A 13874-nucleotide genomic window follows, 5' to 3' on the forward strand; every position below is an offset into this window, starting at 1 on the left:
GTTAATTATTTATCGTTAAGAGCTACTACGCCTGGAAGTTCTTTACCTTCCATGAATTCCAACGAAGCACCGCCGCCTGTTGAAATGTGGCTCATTTTGCTTGCAAGGTCAAATTTCTCAACTGCTGCTGCAGAATCTCCGCCACCGATTACAGAGTATGTATCTTGGGATTCAGCAAGAGCTGTTGCTACTGCTTTTGTTCCTTTAGCAAATGCATCTAATTCAAATACGCCCATTGGTCCATTCCAGATAACCAATTTAGAGTTTTTGATAACATCTGCATAGATTTCTCTTGTTTTTGGACCGATATCCAATGCTTCCCAATCAGCAGGGATTTCTTCGATAGAAACAGTTTTTATGTTTGCATCGTTAGAGAAGTCATCTGCAATTGTAACATCTACAGGCATGTAGAATTTAACACCTTTTTCTTTTGCTTTATCCATGTAGGATTTAGCAAGCTCGATTTTATCTTCTTCAAGAAGAGATAATCCGATTTCATGGCCAAGAGCTTTTACGAATGTATAAGCCAATCCGCCACCGATGATTAAGTTATCTACTTTATCAAGAAGGTTTTCGATAACACCGATTTTGTCTTTTACTTTTGCTCCACCAACGATTGCTGTGAATGGACGGTCTGGATTAGAAAGTGCTTTACCTAATACATCAAGCTCTTTTTCCATCAATAAACCAGATACAGCTGGGATATGGTGTGCAATACCTTCAGTTGAAGCATGCGCACGGTGTGCTGCACCAAATGCATCGTTTACGAATACATCAGCTAGTTCAGCATAAGCTTTAGCTAGTTCTGAATCGTTTTTCTCTTCGCCAGCATTGAAACGAACGTTTTCAAGCAATAATACATCGCCTTCAGACAGCTTGCTGATTTCAGCTTTAACAGCTTCACCATAAGACTCATCTGTTTTCACAACGTTTTTGCCAAGCAGCTCAGAAAGACGTGCAGCAACTGGAGTTAAACGCAATTCTTCAACCACTTCACCATTTGGACGGCCTAAGTGACTTGCCAAAATTACGATAGCACCTTTTTCTACTAACTCGTTAATAGTTGGTAGTGCTGCTTGAATTCTTGTTTCATCCGTGATTTGTTGATCCTTCATTGGAACGTTGAAGTCAACACGAACAAATACTTTTTTGCCTTTTAAATCGATATCGCGAATCGTTTTCTTGTTCATTAAATGAGACCCTCCACTTGCATTATTTTAAGCTTATAATCCGTATCCACTAAGATTGCCAAGCTAGTTTTAAAAGAGCGGAAACAAAGCTGTTTCCGCTGTTTGATTAAGGGCTTTAGCTTAACAAAAATTATTTTGTAGCTAATTGTGCAAAGTGTTTAACTGTTCTTACAAGTTGGTTAGTGTAAGACATTTCGTTGTCATACCAAGCAACAGTTTTAACTAATTGCTTGTCTCCAACTGTCATAACTTTAGTTTGAGTAGCATCGAATAATGAACCGTAGCTGATTCCGATGATGTCAGAAGAAACGATTTCGTCTTCAGTGTAACCGTAAGACTCATCAGCAGCTGCTTTCATTGCTGCGTTAACTTCTTCAACTGTTACTTTTTTGTCAAGAACTGTTACAAGCTCAGTTAATGAACCAGTTTTAACAGGTACACGTTGTGCAGCTCCATCCAATTTACCATTAAGTTCTGGTAATACTAGACCGATAGCTTTAGCAGCACCAGTTGAGTTAGGGATGATGTTTTCTGCAGCAGCACGAGCGCGGCGGAAATCACCTTTTGGATGTGGAGCGTCAAGTGTGTTTTGGTCTCCAGTGTAAGCATGGATAGTTGTCATAAGGCCTTCAACGATACCGAAGTTGTCTTGAAGAGCTTTTGCCATTGGAGCTAGGCAGTTTGTAGTACAAGAAGCACCAGAGATAACTGTTTCAGTACCATCAAGAATGTCATGGTTTACGTTGTAAACGATTGTTTTCATTTCACCAGTTGCAGGTGCAGAGATAACAACGTTTTTAGCGCCAGCTTGGATATGAGCTTCAGCACTTTCTTTAGTTGTGAAGAAACCAGTAGATTCGATAACTGTATCTACGTTAAGCTCGCCCCATTTAAGGTCAGCTGGGTTTCTTTCAGCAGTAGTTACTACTTTTTTACCGTTTACTAGGAAGTAACCCTCGTGTACTTCGATTTCACCTTGGAAAGTACCTTGAGATGAATCATATTTTAAAAGATGTGCCAGCATTTTAGTATCAGTTAAATCATTGATTGCCACTACTTCCAATTCTGGGTTTTCCATGATTTTTCTGAATGCTAAACGTCCGATACGTCCAAATCCGTTAATACCAACTTTTACTGTCATTATTATTTCCTCCTCTAAATGTAGAGATAATTATATATAAAGGGAATTCCCGTTATATCAAGTTCTTTGCCGCACCTTCATCTGTTATCAGAATAGTAGATGGTGGTGCTTTTTTTAAGTAGGCTGAGATAGCCTTTGATTTTGACGATCCTCCGGCAACTGCGATTACATTTGGAACAGTAGAAAGATTTTCAAGTCTAAGGCCGATCGTCTGAACCTTATGGACAACCTCTCCATCTTCATTAAAATAATAGCCAAATGCTTCACCGACAGCTTCTGCCTGAACGATTTTTTCTAGGTCACTTGCGCTTGTACTGCGGCGCTCTGCCATTGTAATAGCATCACCAATTCCATGAATAAGCAGGCTGGCAGACTTAATCAGCTGCAAGACTTCATTGATGCGGGCATCCTTAACGATGCTTTTGTACATTTCCTTACTCACCTCATCTGGTGCATACAGGACACGATGTTTGCTCGCTGTACGATCCGCCATCATGGAACAAATTGTGTTTGCTTGGTTTTTAACATCTTCACCAATGCCGCCACGTGCAGGTACAAACAGCCATTCGCCGTCCACTATATTAGGCGTAAGCATTTCTGCCACTGCAGCCATAGTGGTTCCACCATTAACCGCGATGATATTATTGCCTTTTAAAAGTGATTTCATACAATTAGCTGTTGCAAGTCCCAGTTCTTTTTTGAGCCATGGAGAATGATCACTGTCGCCCGCTACAATTATTACTCTTTTAATTTGCAGCTTCTTTTCTAATTCCTTCTCCATTTGGTTAATACCCGCTACTTCCCTCATTACACTAGAAAGACTTTCCAAAGTTTCTTCGCCAATCGGAGTGAGTGTCATGCCAATAGTACTGATATGTATAAGCTTCTGATCCTTTAGGAGCTCCACTTCGCTCCTGAGCACTCGTTCCGTCATTCCCAGGCTTCCTGCAAGGCTTCTTCTGCCAACAGGCTGCATGTTGCTAATGTGATGAAGAATGTAGTATCTTTTTTGCATAATTACGAGTAAATCAGGCAATAATCTTTTTTGAATCTCGATAAATGAATTCATTAATTTTGGTGCCCCTTCACTTACAGTGGTGGTCATTTGAAGTCCCGCATAGACATATTATGTCCCACATTCTCCAAAAAAAATCATTCCTGCTACAAAACTCATTCTATCACCAGCGCATAGCAAATTCAACTTATAAACGTCCATTTTTCAAGAAATTTGACGAAAAATTGAAGAACCGCCATATGTGAATTTAATCACGTTTTCATTGCTTTCATACTATACAAACAAGTGAAACATTAATTGGACAATAATCCTTTTTTAGCTTGTCGATAAAAAAACATATTCTCTATTAAAAAAAGGATAAAGATTTCCGTTGCCATCAGTAAGATTTTGGAAAAATTAGCAAGACAGCAAAAAACACTAAAGCAGAAATTGGATTTCAAATCAGCTTGCGTCGATACTTAACCTTTAATATAGAAATAAACATCTTCGTATTTAAAGCAAAAAAAGACAGTCGACAAAAGCTGTCGACTGTCTTTTTTAATAGCGCCCTCGAAGGGAATCGAACCCCTATTTCAAGAACCGGAATCTTGCGTGCTATCCATTACACCACGAGGGCAAATTTTAAAGAACGTTTTGATTATATGATATGTTTCATGGTAATGCAAGGAATAATTGTTTAAAAAAAGTAACAGTGGGTATCATGGTAAGGATAAAAACTTATTGAATAATCAGGTGTAAGAATGCTGTTGATACAAAGGATGTAAACATTGTCGAAGGATATTTTGCCTTATCTGAACGTAAACGTTTGACCTTAATTGACCATCCGTGTATCATTAGGATTACATACGGTAATGAGTTCACTCACTACTGAAGAAACACATACTTATGAAGCAAACTTTATTTTAAAGGAGGATTTTTTCAATGAATTTAATCCCTACAGTTATTGAACAGACAAACAGAGGGGAACGTGCTTACGACATTTATTCCCGTCTATTGAAGGATCGCATCATTATGCTTGGCAGCGCAATTGACGATAATGTTGCTAACTCCATTGTTTCACAGCTTTTGTTCCTTGATGCTGAAAACCCTGAAAAGGACGTTTCCTTATACATTAACAGCCCTGGCGGAAGCATTACAGCAGGTATGGCTATTTATGATACTATGCAGTTCATTAAGCCAAATGTACAAACAATCTGCATCGGTATGGCGGCTTCTATGGGAGCTTTCTTGCTTGCAGCAGGTGAAAAAGGTAAACGTTATGCCCTTCCAAATGCTGAAGTAATGATTCATCAGCCGCTTGGTGGTGCACAAGGTCAAGCTACAGAAATTGAAATTGCTGCAAAACGTATCTTGTTCTTGCGTGATAAGCTGAACGGTATCCTTGCAGAGCGTACTGGCCAACCAATCGACGTTATCGCAAAAGACACGGAACGCGATAACTTCATGACAGCTGAAAGAGCGAAGGAATATGGTCTAATCGACAATATCATCACTCGCAATGAACTAACAGACAAAAAAGATAAGTAATAGAAAAAAAACACCTCGCCGAAAACGCGAGGTGTTTTTATAATAATTCCTCCAGTGTTTTAAGCGCTTCCAATTCATCGCTTCCATCAATAATCAGCTTGATGTCTGCCCCTGAGTGAATCGCCAAGCCCATAATTCCCATGATGCTTTTTGCATTTACTCTGCGCCCTTCCTTCTCAATAAACACTTCAGATACATAATTTGTTGCTTCTTGAACAAATATTGCTGCCGGTCTTGCCTGCAATCCTGATTTCAATGTTACTTTAATATCCCTTTCTACCATCTTATTCCCTCCTCCTAATATATAAGGAGGATAATATAGTCTTAACCGATAAGATATATTATCCTTCTATAGTTTATTATACTTGTTCTCCTCTGCGAAGCGCATCAGCAATTTCATCTATTTTTCGCAGCCTGTGATTAATCCCGGATTTACTAATATTCCCGGAGGAAACCATTTCCCCAAGCTCCTTCAAGGTAACATCCTGGTAAGCAACTCGGAGCTCTGCGATTTCCCTGAGCTTGTCTGGGAGTACCTGCAGTCCTACTGTTCTATCAATGAAGCGAATATTTTCGACTTGTCTCAGTGCAGCACCAATCGTTTTGTTTAAGTTTGCTGTTTCACAATTCACAAGTCTGTTAACGGAATTCCTCATATCTCTGACAATCCGGATATCTTCAAATCGAAGCAACGCTCCGTGAGCGCCAATAATATTGAGGAATTCTGTTATTTTCTCGGCTTCCTTCAAGTATGTGATAAATCCTTTTTTTCTTTCTAACACTTTACTGTTCAAATCGAACGTGTTCATCAAATTGCTCAATGCAACAATATGCTCTTTGTAAAGCGACGTAATTTCCAAGTGATAGGAGGATGTTTCTGGGTTGTTGACAGATCCGCCTGCAAGAAACGCTCCTCTTAAATAGGAACGCTTGCAGCATTTCTTTTTGACAAGGCCTTCATCTATTTCATGTGTAAACATAAAGCCCTCTGTCAAAATACTCAAATCTTCAAGAATCTCCTTCGCCTTTGCCGACAGCCTTACAATATAAACATTGTTTTTCTTGAGGCGCATCTTCTTTCTCACTAAAAGCTCGACAGGTATGTCATAATACTTTTTGATGAGTGTATATATTCTTCTTGCTATCGCAGCATTTTCCGTCTGAATGTCTACTACCAGCTTCTGATTAGAAAAGGATAAAGTACCATTCATCTGAATTAAGGCAGACAGCTCTGCCCTGCCGCAGCAATCTTTAACTTCAATCGTCGTCAGTTCTTTTTTCGTCTCTGAAGCGAAAGACATACCTTCACCCCCATTTAAAACGCAAACCCTGTTTCCCTGTTAAAGCTCTGCTTCCACTTTCGAGTCAAGCATAGAATAAAGAATTTTAGCCACTTCCAGCGTATTATGGCGGATGACCTTTTCTTCTAGGCTGATAATATCCCCAAGTATGACTTCCAGTCCAAGCTTTTCTAATTTCTCTGTGTCAAAAAAGACAGGTTTTGCTTTCTCTTCATTATACCGTTCCAGAACGTTTCCGGGGATATTTTCTTTATTTACCAATATGGTATTCAAAAAAGGCTCAGGCATATGTTCATAAATTGCCTTAACATGATCGCTCGCAGAAAAATCAAGTGTTTCTCCAGCCTGTGTCATAATATTACAGATATAAACCTTTTTAGCTGCGGCTTTAATGATTTCCCTGCTTATTTCTGGTACGACAAGATTTGGAAGTATACTCGTATACAGACTTCCTGGTCCAATTACGATTAGGTCTGCATGACGGATCGCTTGGATGGCTTCTGGCAGCGGCGTAGCATTCTCCGGTGTTAGGAATACTTCTTTTATTTTCTTTCCGCTTTCCGGTATGCGCGATTCCCCTGTAACGATTGAACCATCCTCCATAATGGCATTAAGAACAACACTATGGCTTGTTGCAGGCAATACCTTGCCGCGAACATTAAGCACCTTGCTCATTTCCTGAATAGCATAAGGGAAATTCCCTGTTATGGATGTCATTGCAGCTATAATTAAATTCCCTAAGGAATGTCCATTAAGATCCTTGCTGTTTGAAAAGCGATGCTGAAACATTTCTTCCACTAACGGCTCAACATCAGATAATGCTGCCAGCACATTCCTGATATCGCCAGGCGCAGGAATATCTAGATCATTCCGCAGCCGGCCCGAACTACCACCATCATCTGCAACAGTTACAATTGCTGTAATATCGAGAGGATATTTTTTTAATCCTCTTACTAACACAGACAGACCTGTTCCTCCGCCAATGATTACAATTCTCGGATGCTCCACTTCATTCATGTTTGTTGGTCCTTTCTCCTCTCCATGTCACGATGAGTTATTTCGACATGATAGTCACCTTCGAAATGATGACCAATATATTCCGACAAGGCAACAGAACGGTGCTGGCCACCTGTGCAGCCGATCGCCACAACAAGCTGCGACTTTCCTTCTCTTTTATACTGCGGAAGCATAAAGGTAAGGAGGTCAATCACTTTTTCAAGAAATTGGCCAGTCTCTGTCCACTTTAATACATAGCTGGACACATCAGCATCCAATCCTGTCTTCGGTCTCATATGCTCAACGTAATGAGGGTTTGGTAAGAAACGAACGTCAAATACTAAATCCGCATCAATGGGAATGCCGTGCTTAAAACCAAAACTCATGACATTCACCGTAAAAATCGTCTCTTTGTTAGCTGAAAACTCGGTTAATATCTTTTCACGCAAGTCTCTTGGCGAGCTTTTGGACGTATTGTAGATGATTTGCGCCCTGCCTTTAAGCTCCTCAAGCAGTTCACGCTCCATTTTAATGCCTTCAAGGGGAAGACCTGATGGTGCAAGAGGATGTGATCTTCTTGTTTCCTTATACCTTCTGACCAAAGTACTGTCATCTGCATCCAGAAAAAGCACTTTTGGTACTACCCATGAATTGGCCAAATCATCCAATGCACTGAATAGATTTTCAAAAAACTCTCTGCCTCGTAAATCCATCACGAGTGCAACCTTATTCATCTTATTCTCCGATTCCTTCATTAGTTCAAGAAATTTCGGCAAAAGAGTAGGCGGCAAGTTGTCTACACAGAAAAACCCTAAGTCTTCAAAGCTTTGAATGGCAACTGTTTTACCTGCACCAGACATTCCTGTAATAATGACAACTTGCGATTCGTTCACCATACTTGCACCCATGCTCATTCCCCCTTAAATTTTTCAGCTTGGATCTAACCGGTAAGAAATTAGTTCAAAATCAGGCGTATATGTGAAAGTCCCATATATGATTCCATTGCCATGCATCATATAGTCCAAGATGTGATAATCGCCTTCTGCCATAGGCAAATTTTTGACATTATCAATGTCATGCCAGACTATTTTTCCCTCTTCCGACTCATCCACATTGACACCATCGGCATTTGTGGAGAAGAAGGTAAACATCATCCATTCTGAAGTTATCTTGTCGCCATCCTTAATGATGAACGTAAAAATCCCTTTAATATTTGGATTTCTCAAGTATATACCTGTTTCTTCTCTGAATTCTCTAATGCAAGAGTCTCTCACAGACTCTCCCGGCTCCATTTTTCCTCCTGGAGCCACCCACCAGCCTCTTCTTGGCTTTTGCAGCAGGAGCACCTTATTATCCTTCAGCAACAGGCAATTCGTAACACGCTGCACTTTATCACCTCAAACATTCTTGTCTAAATCTATGTAGAATGAAACTATTGCTTAGTCCTTATATTATACTATTATTGTGAAACACCCACAATAAAATGCCTTTCCAAATAAATTCAACAAATTTCCCCAAAAGAATTCCCTTATTTTTATCAAAAAAAAAAGCATAGGCTATTCGCCTATGCACCAAAATATATATCTTAAAAGGGGGTCAATTTCTATTATTATGTTACCCGAAATATATTTCACTACTGTTACAGGAGAATTAAAAGCGAGTAACACTTTGAAAGCTTTTTCATTACGCTTTTTGTTTCAATGATTCAACAAGCTCTTCCACATAGTGTTGAGCGCTTTGCGCTGCAATACTGCCATCACCTGTAGCTGTCACGATTTGACGAAGTGTCTTCTCACGGATGTCTCCTGCTGCGAAGATACCTGGTACTTTCGTTTCCATTTGGTCATTTGTCTCAATATAACCGTTTTCGTTAGTGATTCCTAAACTTTCAAACGGTTTTGATAGTGGCAGCATACCGATATAGATAAATACGCCGTCTGCATCTAACACTTGCTCTGTGTCATCAACTGTTGAAACTAGCGTCACACTTCCAACCTTGCCGTCCTTTTCATTAATGGCTTTTATTGTATGATTCCAGATGAAATCAACCTTGTCGTTTGCAAATGCTCTGTCTTGCAGGATTTTTTGGGCTCTCAGTTCATCACGGCGATGCACAATTGTTACTTGTGAAGCGAAACGAGTTAAGTAAACACCCTCTTCTACAGCTGAATCTCCTCCACCGATAACAAACAGTCTTTTTTCTTTAAAGAATGCGCCATCACAAACTGCACAATAGGAAACTCCACGGCCGCCCAATTCTTTTTCACCAGGTACACCGACTTTTTTGTACTCAGCACCAGTTGAAATAATAATTGATCTTGTTTTGTATTCCTTCGAGCCTGCTTTAACTGTCTTAAATTCATTGCCGTCCACAATTTCCTTAATGTCTCCATACGCATATTCTGCTCCAAATTTCTTTGCATGGTTAAACATTTTATTGGATAGATCTGGGCCTAAAATGCTTTCAAATCCAGGGAAATTCTCGACTTCCTCTGTATTAGCCATTTGTCCACCAGGAATCCCTCTTTCAATCATTAGCGTAGAAAGGTTAGCACGGGATGTATACACTGCTGCTGTCATTCCTGCCGGTCCTGCCCCAATAATAATCACGTCATAAATTTTCTCTTCTGCCACACCAAACACTCCTTTATTCTCAACATTCTATATTTATAAAAACGCTCGTGTTACTAAACCGCTGCGTTCGAATCACTAATTCACTTTATGAGTAGTATTACCATCTAATACTATCCTATTAAACCCCACTGTTTTAGTCCAAATATTTGCTCATAAAAGAAAAACTTCCACCATTGCTCATACAATGGTGGAGCCTATATCATCACTCATTATATTCATTGATGATTTTAATGTATTTCTGCAGTGTTGCTGTAGAAAGGCCGTATAAACTTGCTGTTTCCTTTTGAGAAGTCTTTTCGTTTCTGTATTTGCTCCACACATAATCCATTGCTGCAGCTAATCCACTGCTGTTCCCTATTTTCACTCCTGCTTTATGAAGCTGGATAAAAACAGAAAACCACATTAAGTAAAGCCCTGCATCAACCGTTCCGATTGGATTATGTTTACTGTAAATAATTTCGGCAGTACTATGTGCCGTTAACAGTGTTGAATCGCTAATGTTTGCACCGGTCTTCACAAAAGAGAGATATTGATTCTCCAATGAAGTGAAGCTGTGAGTGTCAATTACTTGTGAAGATGACAGGATTGCTTCCTTGTTTTTGGAAATAGAAGTAAGAAATACCGCAAACAATCTCTCCTCTTGATGGTTGCTTGTAAACCTCTTTAGGATGGAAGGTATATGATCTTCAAACCCATTGACCTTATCTTCCTTTTCCTTCCATGGTTCATGTCCTTCTTTATCTGGATTCAGCTCAAGCACTTTTTTCCAAACAGTCCTGGCAAACTTTGTCCTGCCAACAAAATAGGCAGAGGCAGACAGCCAATAATAGAAGGTCGCATCCTCTGTATATCCTTGTTTTTGTAGCTTTCGCAAAAGAAAATAAGCAGATTCATATTCTCCAACAAGGGCAAAGGTTGTTCCAAGCTTAAATTGGTGATCAACAGAAATCGGCTTTATTTTTTTAAGAATTTCTGTCTGCTCGGTTATACTTTCAATACTTCCTTCATAATAAGCAAAAACAAGCTTGTTACAAAGAGCATGAAGATTACCAGCGTTTTTCTCCAGCACTTCCTCAAGAATGCTGTTTGCCTTTTTCACTTCCCCAAGATAGAAGTAAGCCAATGCCAAATTATTGTAGGCAGACCAGTACTCAGGATAGTCAGAAATAACTTTCTTCAGCATTTCAACGGCTTTATTGAAATTACCTGATTCAAGAAGCTCTCTTGCATGCTCTTGCCTGTTAATCAGATCTTCCTCTTCATAAGGCTCCTCTTCTTCCAGGTCGTCTGACTCTAATGTGAGCACTTCAAGCAGGTCCTCTGTATCCTCCCGAAATTCCCCTTCTGGTTCCAGCTTTAAATATAATTTAGCATGATAATAAGCATCTTTAAAAAATCCTAAATGCGCATAATTATTTGCAAGGAAATAATAACATTCCACCATTTCTTCATCTAGCTCTTCAATAATTAGATGAAGCAGTTCATTGGATTTTTGATATTCTCCAATATCTGCATAGACAATCGCAAGTTGACAAAGTATCGTCGGTTCCCCGGGATCCAGTTGCATCGCTCTTTGCAAATATTTCAATGATTTATTATAATCTCTTTGATGATATGCCTTAATGCCTTTGGAAAAATAATATTCGCCTGTAGGATTAAATGTAATAAGTTTACCCATTGGTTGTAAAGTATTTGAGTCTTTATTCATGTAATCCTCCAACAATCTATTTAAACTCATACAGAGCAATTTCTATTGCTTCAACTTATGTAGTATACCATATTTCGAAGGATGCGTAGAAGGCAGTTTACGAAAATGCCAGCTGCTTTGAAAAAATATGGTACTTCTTTGTTGCAAATTTATATTCCTTATTTCATGAAAGCATACAAAAAACTGCCGTCAGGAATGGTGAGCGAAAGCGCTAAAATCCGTCAGACAGTCTGTATCATTATTTTTCTTGATGGCGTTTATCCAAAACCTTAAGTATTTCAGCAAAAGGAAGTCCTTGTTCCCTCAGCAATACAAACAGGTGGTAAAGTAGATCGGCTGCTTCCCATTTCAGCTCTTCCGTATCTCGATTCTTTGCTGCAATGATAACTTCTGCTGTCTCCTCGCCGACTTTCTTCAAGATTTTGTCGACCCCTTTTTCAAACAGGTAAGTTGTGTACGCACCTTCAGGACGATTGATCTCTCTTTCTTGAATGACAGCTTCCAAGTCTTTCAAAATTTGATAGTTTGCAAGTTCCTTGATTTCAGCATCTTTATTTTGATAAATGCTTTCAGCAAAACAGCTAACTGTCCCATTATGACACGCAGGACCATTCGGTGATACAAGGACAACAAGAGCATCCTTGTCACAGTCAAATTTAATTTCAACAATTTGCTGTGTGTTTCCACTTGTTGCTCCTTTGTGCCACAGCTCACTTCTTGACCTGCTGTAAAACCATGTCTCACCAGTAGACAGTGATTTTTCCAATGATTCCTCGTTCATATACGCCAATGTAAGAACTTCCTTTGTAGCAGCATCTTGAACGATTGCTGGGATTAGTCCTTTTTCATCAAATTTAAGCTCGTCTAATGTCATCTTACAAGCACTCCTCTTTCATGTAGATATCCTTTGACTTCATTAACAGAGGTTTCTTTATAGTGAAAAATGCTCGCAGCCAATGCTGCATCTGCATTTGCTTCTTCAAATACCTCCAGGAAATCCTCTGCGTTACCAGCACCGCCAGATGCAATGACAGGAACAGTAACAGCCTCACTTACTGCTTTTGTTAAGGGTAAGTCAAATCCCTTTTTTTCTCCATCAGAATCCATGCTCGTCAACAGGATTTCGCCTGCACCAAGCTCGACTGCTTCTTTTGCCCATGTGATAACATCTTTGTCTACAGGTGTCCTGCCTCCGTGTGTGTACACTCTCCATGTTCCAAGCTCTTGGTCGAATTTAGCATCAATGGCAACAACAATACATTGAGACCCGAAAAAATTAGCTCCCTCGGTTATCAATTTTGGATTTGTGACTGCTGCTGTATTTAAGGATACTTTATCAGCACCAGCACGGAGAATTCTTTTCATATCTTCTAATGTATTAATTCCTCCGCCGACAGTGAAAGGAATGGCAAGCTCTGAAGCAACTTCCTTTACCACTTCAACCATTGTTTTGCGCCCTTCATGGGACGCTGAAATATCAAGAAAAACAAGCTCGTCTGCCCCTTGCTCATCATAAAAACGAGCAAGCTCGACTGGATCGCCAGCGTCGCGGAGTTGGACAAACTGCACACCCTTAACGACGCGTCCTTCCTTAACATCCAGGCAAGGAATGATTCTTTTCGTCAACATTATTTTCCCACCTCATTTAATGCCTCTCGAAGTGTAAAACGTCCTTCATATAATGCCTTGCCGATTATTGCACCAGCAACACCATCAGCGGCGTACTGTTTTAATGCAGCAAGATCTGCAAGACTGCTGACTCCGCCAGAGGCAATCACATTCTTCTTCGTTACAGCAGCCAGTTCTCTAACCGCAGACACATTCGGACCACTAAGCATGCCATCTGTCGCAATGTCAGTAAATATGAAGTTTTCTGCACCTGCATCAGCAAATCTTTTCCCTAGGTCCACTGCTTGTGTTTCAGATGTTTCAATCCAACCATGTGTTGCCACAAAGCCATTTTTCGCATCAATACCAAGAGCAATCGCGCTACCATACTTTTTAATCATTTCAATCGCAAAATCAGGATTGGATATAGCAATGCTTCCAATGATGACGCGTGTAACTCCATTTTCCAAATAGTGAGCAATATCCTCCTCTGTTCGAATGCCGCCACCGATTTGCACAGAAACGCCCAGTTTGGTTGCTGCTTCTATTACGAATAAATCATTGACTCGTTTACCATCCTTCGCTCCGTCAAGGTCGACCATATGTATCCACTCTGCTCCTTGGTCTGCAAAGCTTTTTGCCATGTCAAACGGGGAATCACCGTAAACAGTTTCTTTATCGTAATCTCCTTGAAGGAGACGGACACACTTGCCGCCTCTCATATCAATCGCAGGATATAAAGTAAAACTCATGT

The 13874-nt window shown here is 39.9% G+C and carries 14 protein-coding genes and 1 tRNA gene; 1 reads left to right on the forward strand and 14 read right to left on the reverse strand.

The window, feature by feature from the left end:
- Positions 1-5 precede the first annotated feature (5 nt).
- The 4 genes from EM808_RS10370 to EM808_RS10385 form a co-directional block, all read right to left on the reverse strand.
- Positions 6-1190 (reverse strand): phosphoglycerate kinase, encoded by a 1185-nt coding sequence (locus EM808_RS10370; RefSeq protein WP_127738139.1) that lies wholly within the window; start codon positions 1188-1190, stop codon positions 6-8.
- 130 nt (positions 1191-1320) lie between these two features.
- The gene (gap, locus tag EM808_RS10375; protein ID WP_127738140.1) at positions 1321-2331 is read right to left on the reverse strand and encodes a type I glyceraldehyde-3-phosphate dehydrogenase; all 1011 of its coding nucleotides are present in this window, start codon (positions 2329-2331) and stop codon (positions 1321-1323) included.
- A 52-nt stretch (positions 2332-2383) separates the two neighbouring features.
- Positions 2384-3400, reverse strand: coding sequence for a sugar-binding transcriptional regulator (locus EM808_RS10380; RefSeq protein WP_127738141.1), 1017 nt, complete (start codon positions 3398-3400; stop codon positions 2384-2386).
- A 490-nt stretch (positions 3401-3890) separates the two neighbouring features.
- A tRNA-Arg gene (locus tag EM808_RS10385) sits at positions 3891-3962 on the reverse strand.
- Between the two features lie 305 nt (positions 3963-4267).
- On the opposite strand from EM808_RS10385, the gene clpP reads away from it, so the two are divergent.
- Entirely contained in the window at positions 4268-4873 is a 606-nt protein-coding gene (gene clpP, locus EM808_RS10390) for an ATP-dependent Clp endopeptidase proteolytic subunit ClpP (protein WP_127738142.1), read from the forward strand.
- A 37-nt stretch (positions 4874-4910) separates the two neighbouring features.
- Here clpP and EM808_RS10395 read toward each other — a convergent pair whose 3' ends face one another.
- The 10 genes from EM808_RS10395 to hisA all read right to left on the reverse strand — a co-directional run bounded on the left by EM808_RS10395 (position 4911) and on the right by hisA (position 13872).
- Complete coding sequence (locus EM808_RS10395; RefSeq protein WP_127738143.1) at positions 4911-5156, reverse strand: HPr family phosphocarrier protein; 246 nt, start codon at positions 5154-5156, stop codon at positions 4911-4913.
- Between the two features lie 76 nt (positions 5157-5232).
- The gene (gene whiA / locus EM808_RS10400) at positions 5233-6174 is read right to left on the reverse strand and encodes a DNA-binding protein WhiA (RefSeq protein ID WP_127738144.1); all 942 of its coding nucleotides are present in this window, start codon (positions 6172-6174) and stop codon (positions 5233-5235) included.
- Positions 6175-6213: 39 nt separating this feature from the next.
- Positions 6214-7191, reverse strand: coding sequence for a gluconeogenesis factor YvcK family protein (locus EM808_RS10405; protein ID WP_127738145.1), 978 nt, complete (start codon positions 7189-7191; stop codon positions 6214-6216).
- On the reverse strand, positions 7188-8084 hold the full coding sequence (rapZ, locus tag EM808_RS10410; RefSeq protein WP_127738146.1) for an RNase adapter RapZ: 897 nt from the start codon (positions 8082-8084) through the stop codon (positions 7188-7190). Before rapZ ends, EM808_RS10405 begins: the two co-directional genes overlap by 4 nt.
- Before the next feature lie 15 nt (positions 8085-8099).
- Entirely contained in the window at positions 8100-8558 is a 459-nt protein-coding gene (locus tag EM808_RS10415) for an NUDIX hydrolase (protein ID WP_127738147.1), read from the reverse strand.
- Positions 8559-8853: 295 nt separating this feature from the next.
- Positions 8854-9804: a thioredoxin-disulfide reductase gene (trxB, locus tag EM808_RS10420; protein ID WP_127738148.1), complete on the reverse strand. Its 951-nt coding sequence runs from the start codon at positions 9802-9804 to the stop codon at positions 8854-8856.
- 202 nt (positions 9805-10006) lie between these two features.
- A complete protein-coding gene (locus tag EM808_RS10425) occupies positions 10007-11512 on the reverse strand; it encodes a tetratricopeptide repeat protein (protein WP_127738149.1) in 1506 nt (501 codons plus the stop codon).
- Positions 11513-11750: 238 nt separating this feature from the next.
- The gene (gene hisIE, locus EM808_RS10430) at positions 11751-12386 is read right to left on the reverse strand and encodes a bifunctional phosphoribosyl-AMP cyclohydrolase/phosphoribosyl-ATP diphosphatase HisIE (RefSeq protein WP_127738150.1); all 636 of its coding nucleotides are present in this window, start codon (positions 12384-12386) and stop codon (positions 11751-11753) included.
- Complete coding sequence (gene hisF / locus EM808_RS10435; protein WP_127738151.1) at positions 12383-13141, reverse strand: imidazole glycerol phosphate synthase subunit HisF; 759 nt, start codon at positions 13139-13141, stop codon at positions 12383-12385. The genes hisIE and hisF overlap by 4 nt, the downstream gene beginning before the upstream one ends.
- Positions 13141-13872, reverse strand: a complete 732-nt coding sequence (hisA, locus tag EM808_RS10440; RefSeq protein ID WP_127738152.1) for a 1-(5-phosphoribosyl)-5-[(5-phosphoribosylamino)methylideneamino]imidazole-4-carboxamide isomerase — start codon at positions 13870-13872, stop codon at positions 13141-13143. Before hisA ends, hisF begins: the two co-directional genes overlap by 1 nt.
- Positions 13873-13874: the final 2 nt, after the last annotated feature.

The organism is Niallia taxi (genome assembly GCF_004005475.1).
In the GTDB taxonomy this organism is placed as follows: domain Bacteria; phylum Bacillota; class Bacilli; order Bacillales; family Cytobacillaceae; genus Niallia; species Niallia taxi.

Bases quoted from the DNA above. Each gene is read 5' to 3' on its own strand.
- rapZ (WP_127738146.1), bottom strand. From the start codon at position 8,084: ATGAGCATGGGTGCAAGTATGGTGAACGAATCGCAAGTTGTCATTATT.
- EM808_RS10405 (WP_127738145.1), bottom strand. From the start codon at position 7,191: ATGAATGAAGTGGAGCATCCGAGAATTGTAATCATTGGCGGAGGAACA.
- EM808_RS10370 (WP_127738139.1), bottom strand. From the start codon at position 1,190: ATGAACAAGAAAACGATTCGCGATATCGATTTAAAAGGCAAAAAAGTA.
- hisA (WP_127738152.1), bottom strand. From the start codon at position 13,872: ATGAGTTTTACTTTATATCCTGCGATTGATATGAGAGGCGGCAAGTGT.
- hisF (WP_127738151.1), bottom strand. From the start codon at position 13,141: ATGTTGACGAAAAGAATCATTCCTTGCCTGGATGTTAAGGAAGGACGC.
- EM808_RS10425 (WP_127738149.1), bottom strand. From the start codon at position 11,512: ATGAATAAAGACTCAAATACTTTACAACCAATGGGTAAACTTATTACA.
- whiA (WP_127738144.1), bottom strand. From the start codon at position 6,174: ATGTCTTTCGCTTCAGAGACGAAAAAAGAACTGACGACGATTGAAGTT.
- EM808_RS10380 (WP_127738141.1), bottom strand. From the start codon at position 3,400: ATGAATTCATTTATCGAGATTCAAAAAAGATTATTGCCTGATTTACTC.
- EM808_RS10395 (WP_127738143.1), bottom strand. From the start codon at position 5,156: ATGGTAGAAAGGGATATTAAAGTAACATTGAAATCAGGATTGCAGGCA.
- clpP (WP_127738142.1), top strand. From the start codon at position 4,268: ATGAATTTAATCCCTACAGTTATTGAACAGACAAACAGAGGGGAACGT.
- gap (WP_127738140.1), bottom strand. From the start codon at position 2,331: ATGACAGTAAAAGTTGGTATTAACGGATTTGGACGTATCGGACGTTTA.
- hisIE (WP_127738150.1), bottom strand. From the start codon at position 12,386: ATGACATTAGACGAGCTTAAATTTGATGAAAAAGGACTAATCCCAGCA.